The sequence below is a fragment of the Protofrankia sp. CiP1_Cm_nod4 genome (genome assembly GCF_982290645.1).
Window position 1 is genome coordinate 2070 of sequence record NZ_CEVIVC010000127.1, and the last position, 5442, is coordinate 7511.

At 74.8% G+C, this 5442-nt stretch carries 6 protein-coding genes; 2 read left to right on the forward strand and 4 right to left on the reverse strand.

Annotated features, from left to right (window positions below):
• The first annotated feature begins 238 nt into the window (after window positions 1–238).
• Window positions 239–1810, forward strand: a complete 1572-nt coding sequence (locus tag AC5LSR_RS19220; RefSeq protein ID WP_493468763.1) for a glycerol-3-phosphate dehydrogenase/oxidase — start codon at window positions 239–241, stop codon at window positions 1808–1810.
• Here AC5LSR_RS19220 and AC5LSR_RS19225 read toward each other — a convergent pair.
• Together AC5LSR_RS19225 and AC5LSR_RS19230 are read right to left on the reverse strand one after the other, a co-directional pair.
• A complete protein-coding gene (locus tag AC5LSR_RS19225; RefSeq protein ID WP_250283038.1) occupies window positions 1807–2943 on the reverse strand; it encodes an acyl-CoA dehydrogenase family protein in 1137 nt (378 codons plus the stop codon). The genes AC5LSR_RS19220 and AC5LSR_RS19225 overlap by 4 nt on opposite strands.
• Before the next feature lie 10 nt (window positions 2944–2953).
• Complete coding sequence (locus AC5LSR_RS19230; RefSeq protein ID WP_250283040.1) at window positions 2954–4123, reverse strand: acyl-CoA dehydrogenase family protein; 1170 nt, start codon at window positions 4121–4123, stop codon at window positions 2954–2956.
• A 150-nt stretch (window positions 4124–4273) separates the two neighbouring features.
• Between AC5LSR_RS19230 and AC5LSR_RS19235 the strand changes: the two genes are divergently transcribed.
• Window positions 4274–4504 (forward strand): hypothetical protein, encoded by a 231-nt coding sequence (locus AC5LSR_RS19235; protein ID WP_250283042.1) that lies wholly within the window; start codon window positions 4274–4276, stop codon window positions 4502–4504.
• Between the two features lie 109 nt (window positions 4505–4613).
• Here the strand turns inward: AC5LSR_RS19235 and AC5LSR_RS19240 are convergent, their stop codons facing one another.
• Window positions 4614–4994, reverse strand: coding sequence for a hypothetical protein (locus AC5LSR_RS19240; RefSeq protein ID WP_250283044.1), 381 nt, complete (start codon window positions 4992–4994; stop codon window positions 4614–4616).
• A gap of 18 nt (window positions 4995–5012) precedes the next feature.
• Window positions 5013–5270 (reverse strand): hypothetical protein, encoded by a 258-nt coding sequence (locus AC5LSR_RS19245; RefSeq protein WP_250283046.1) that lies wholly within the window; start codon window positions 5268–5270, stop codon window positions 5013–5015.
• Between the last annotated feature and the right edge of the window lie 172 nt (window positions 5271–5442).

A 5442-nucleotide genomic window follows, 5' to 3' on the forward strand; every position in this document is an offset into this window, starting at 1 on the left:
ATCCCGGCCCGCCCCACAGCCCGCCGCACCGCCACCGCTCTGCCAGGCCGCGCCGTCCCATCAGGCCGCGCCGGCCCACCAAGCGGCGCAGGCCGACCAAGCGGCGCCGGCCCACCAGACAACACCATCCGACCACCAGGCCACGCCGGCCGACCAAGCGGCGCCGGCCCATCAGACGGCGCTGTCCGGTCACCAGGCCACGCCGGCCCATCAGGCGGTGCCGCTGCGGCCGGTCGTCGTGTCGCGCCGGCCGGCCGCTCGCCAGACCGCCCCGACGGCGTCGCTGAACAGGCGGCAGCGCGAGCGGGACCTCGCCGAACTCGCCGACGGCGCCGTGGTCGACGTGCTCGTGATCGGCGGCGGGGTGACCGGCGCCGGGGTGGCGCTGGACGCGGCCAGCCGCGGGCTGTCCGTGGCCCTGGTGGAAGCCCACGACCTGGCCTTCGGCACCAGCCGGTGGAGCTCCAAGCTCGTCCACGGCGGGCTGCGCTACCTTGCCTCCGGCGATCTCGCGCTGGCCGCTGAAAGCGCCCGGGAACGGGCCGTCCTGCTCAGCACCGTCGCCCCCCACCTGGTGCGGCCGCTGCCGATGCTGCTCCCGCTGGCCGACGGCTTCCCCACCGCCGCCGCGCTGGCCGCCGACGCCGGTCTGCGCGTCGCCGACGTTCTCCGCCGCGCCGCCGGCACCCCACGGACGGTGCTGCCCGGGCGGCGGCGGCTGACCGCTGTCGAGGCCCGGCACATGGTGCCGGCGCTGCGCGCCGCCGGGCTGCGCGGCGGGCTGCTGACCTGGGACGGCCAGCTCGTCGACGACGCGCGGCTGGTGGTGGCGATCGCCCGGACGGCGACCCGGCACGGCGCCCGCGTCATCACCCGCTGCCGGGTGCGGGAGGCCGACGGCAGCGGCGCCACCGCCGTCGACACCCTGAGCAACTCACTGCTGACGCTGAAATCGCGCTGCGTGGTGAACGCCACTGGCGTGTGGGCGGGCGAGCTGTGCGCCGACGCGCGGCTGCGCCCCAGCCGCGGCACCCACCTCGTGGTGGCGGACAGCGCCCTGGCCGGCCTGCGGACGGCGATCCTCATCCCGGTGCCCGGCGAGCGCAACCGGTACGTGTTCGCGCTGCCCCAGCCGGGCGGCCGGGTCTACGTCGGGATCACCGACGTACCGGTCGACACGGTCGTCGACGTGCCGGTGCCGACCGCCGCCGAGGTGGACTTCCTGCTCGGCGTGCTGTCGAGCGTGCTTGCGGTGCCGGTGGGCCGGGCCGACGTCCTGGGCGCCTTCGCCGGGCTGCGGCCGCTGCTGGCGGGCGCGGCCGGGCGCACCGCGGACCTGTCCCGGCGGCACGCGGTGATCACCTCGTCCGACGGCATGGTCACCGTCGTCGGGGGCAAGCTCACCACCTACCGCCGGATGGCCGCCGACGCCGTGGACACGCTGGTCCGCGCCGGCGAGCTGGACGCCGGGCCGTGCCGTACCCGGCACCTGCCGCTGGTCGGCGCGGCCAGCTGGTCACGGCTCGCCACCGTGGCCGCCCCGCCCAGACTCGTCGCCCGCTACGGCGCCGAGGCGCCCGCGGTGATCGCGGGCGCCCACGGCGACCCCGGGCTGCTCGCGCCGCTGTGTGACGGCGTCGAGGTCACCGGCGCCGAGCTGCTGTTCGCCCTGCGCCACGAGGGCGCCCTGGACGCCGACGACCTGCTCGACCGCCGCACCCGCATCGGCCTCGTCCCGGCCGACCGCCAGGCCGCCCTCCCCACCGCCGAGGCCCTCGTCCGCCAGCCCCTCACCGTGGTCGATGATTAGGCCGTAGCCGGTGGGGCCGGCGCGGATGGCGTCCCGAGGGTGAGGGCGGCGATGCGCTCGCGGTGGTGGTCGGGGTCGCCATAGCTGTAGATCTCGCGTCTGGCCCGCTTGTAGAAGAAGTGGGCCTCGTGCTCCCAGGTGTAGCCGATCCCGCCGTGGTATTGGATCATCGTCCCGGTCACCTCCCGGGCGGCGTCACCGGCCTTGCTCTTGGCCACGGCGGCCGCGAGCCGGCGGTCGGCGAGCCCGGCGTCGAGCGCGTGCGCCGCGTACAGCACCGCATGCTCGGCCATGGTCACGGCCAGGTGCAGGTCGGCGAGATGGTGCTTGAGCGCCTGGAAGGAACCGACCGGCCGGCCGAACTGCACCCGGTCACGGTCGTAGGCGACGGTGCGTCCGAGCGCCTCGCGGGCGAGGCCGACCAGGTCGGCGGCGGTGAGCACGGCGGCCCGGTCCAGCAGCTCGGCGAGGACGTCGGCCGACGACCCGGACAGCCGCCGCGCGTCCGCCGCGTCGAGGGTCAGCGACGCCGTGCGCACCGTGCCGTCGTAGCTGTCCAGGCTGTCGACGGTGACGCCCGGTGAACGCGGGTCCACCAGGTACAGCCCGGTCTCCCCGGCCGGCTCGGTGGCGGCCACGACCACGGTCCGCGCGACCCCGGCGTATTCGACGGGCAGCGCGGTCCCGGTGAGCCGGCCCGCCGCGTCGGCGGTGACCCGTACGCCCGTGGGGTCGTACCGGCTCTCAGGGCCGCGCGGCGCCACCGTGGCCACCAGGTCACCGGTGGCGATCCGGGGCAGCAGGGCGCGCCGCTGCTCGTCCGACCCGGCGAGGCGGACGGCCTCCCCGGCGAGCACGGTGGGCAGCCACGGCCCGGGGACGACGCCCGCGCCGAAGGCACGGGCGACCACCTGGGCGTCCACCAGGCCGAGGCCGAGGCCGTCGTGCTCCGGCGGGACGAGCACGGCCAGCCAGCCCTGCTCGCCGGCGGTCTTCCACAGCTCGGCGGGATGGCCGTCACCGTCGACGTCCTCGAAGACCGCCCGGACGGCAGTCAGGTCGAACCTGTCCGCAAGATAGTCACGGACGGTGTCGCCGAGCGCCCGTTGCTCCTCGGTCAGCGCGAAGTACATGCCCGGGACGCTATCGGGGCAGGCCGAGGACACGCTCGGCGACGATGTTGCGCTGTATCTGGGACGACCCGCCCCAGATGGTGACCGATCGCGACCACATCGCCTCGCGGTGCATGGCGCGCAGGTCCGTGCCGGGCCGTGGCCGGGCCAGCGTGGCCTCCGGGCCGAGCAGGTCGTCGAAGGTCTCCCACAGCTGCTGGTGTGTCTGCGACCACTGGAGCTTGGTCAGCGACGACCCGGCGCCGAGCTCTTCCCCCTGCTCGACCTGGGTGAGCACGTGCATGGCGTGGTAGCGCAGGCACTCGAGGTCGACGATCCGCTGGGCCAGCCGCTGCCGCAGGACGGGGTCGTCGAGCCGTCCGGGCGGGGCCGCCGCCACGATCTCGTCGAACTGGCGGCGGAAGGCGGTGTACTGGGCCAGGCCGGAGGCACCGCGCTCGAACGACAGCAGCAGCATCGCCGTGGCCCAGCCGTTGCCGACCCCGCCGAGACAGTCGGTGACCTTCACCCGGGCGTCGGTGAAGAAGACCTCGCCGAACTCGCTCACCCCGCTCATCTGACGCAGCGGCCGGGCCTCGACCCCGTCCTGGCGCATGTCGACGAGCAGCATGGACAGGCCGTGATGCCGCTGCGATCCGGGTTCGGTGCGGACCAGCGTGAAGATCCTGTCCCCGTGCGCGGCGTTGGTCGTCCAGACCTTCTGGCCGGTGACGACGAACTCGTCGCCGTCGAGCACGCCGGTGGTGCGCAGGGCCGCGAGGTCCGAGCCGGCGCCGGGTTCGGAGAAGCCCTGGCACCAGATGACGTCGTTGCGCAGCAGCGGCGGGATGATCTCCCGCTTCTGCTCGTCGGTCCCGACCGCCATGACGGTGGGCACCAGGAAGGTCAGCCCGATCTGGTTGACCGAGTGGGGCACCCGGGCCCGCGCGCTCTCCTCGTCGTGGATCGCCTGCATGCCCGGCGTCCCGCCATAGCCGCCGTACTCCCGGGGCAGGGAGATCCCGGCGAAGCCGGCGCGGTGGCGCAGCCGCTCCCACTCCCGGCGCAGCTCGAACGCGTCGGCCTCGGGAATACCGGCCCAGAACGACGGCGACCGCCACCCCGGCGGGACGCTGTCGGCGAGCCAGGCCCGCAGCCGCGCGCGGAAGCGCTCCTCGTCGGGCGTGAAGCCGAGGTCCATCCCAGCAGCCTCCCACAACCCACAGAAACCAACGGACAAGAAGCCCCGCCACCGGCGGACACAGAGCGCGAGGCGGGCACAGGGCGGCGCGTCTCACCATCCAGTCGGTACCGCATCAACCGTGTGATGGTCCGCCGTATGGTTTCTGGCGTGCCGGACCTGAACGTGTCCGTGCGGGCCGCGACTCTTGAGCAGGCCCGCGCCGCCGCGGCCGCCGCCGGGATGACGCTGTCGGCGTGGGTGGACAAGACGCTGGCCGAGTCGATCTGGACCGCCCGGTTCGCCCGCCAGCAGCAGCGCAACGCCGCCCTGGGGGTCACCTCGGACCACCTGGCGGCCGAGTACGCCCGGCTGGAGGAGCTGCGGCGTACGGCAGGGTGAGGTGTGGGCACGCACCGACGCCCTGATCGTCTCCGTCGAGGGAAAACATCAGCCTCAGCGATGAGCTGCCGGTGCCCTGCCCCTGGCCGGGGCAGGGGCAGGCGGCCGGTCACTGGCTGAGGTCGAGGATGCGTACCGGGTGGCCGGCCCATCGGTCCGGGGTTGTGGTCGCGACGAGCGCGCCGTCGGGGCGGTCCGGGGTGGGGGCGGCGGCGTGGCGGGTGTGCGCCGTCGCCCAGCCGGTGCCGCGGGCGACGGCGAGCGCGGCCGCCAGGTCCAGCTCGAGCACGGTGACCGCGGGCAGGGCGGCGATGTGCCCGGCGGTCCCGGGCCGGGTCCGGTCCGCCTCCACCAGGGCGCACGTCGGCGCGTAGAGGAACCAGTCCGGTTCGGTGTGCGCCCGGTGGATCAGCCGGGAGGCCAGCAGGTTGCCGTAGCCGGCAGCGACCATCGCCGCGTCGTCGAGGACGACGTGCAGAACGTCCGTCACCGTGCTGTCACTGATCCGTCACCGTTCCGTCGTCCGGCCCAGGCGCCGGTCCAGTTCCGCGTCCAGCCGCGTGGTCTCGTCCTCGGTCGGGTCGTAGCCGTTCCACGCCCGCAGCGCGGCCTGGGCCTGCTCGGCGCGGGCGGCCCGCTCGGCCGGGGTCAGCAACGTGGCGGCCAGCCGGGCCAGGTAGGCGCGCAGGGACAGCCCCTCGGCCGCCGCCACCGCGGCCAGCCGGTCTCGGGCCTCCACGGGAATCCGCACGTTGGCATCGGCCACCGGAGTCCTCCTTCACGTTCACGATTTCCCCCAGGGTACGGGTACGGGTACGCGGACGTACCCGTACACCGTCGAGAGTGGATCTCGCGCTCTCGCACGGGTGCGAGGGGTGCGAGAAGTGCGGACAACCAGCGCGGGACTGCTCAGGATGCCTCGGCCTCGCCCAGACGGG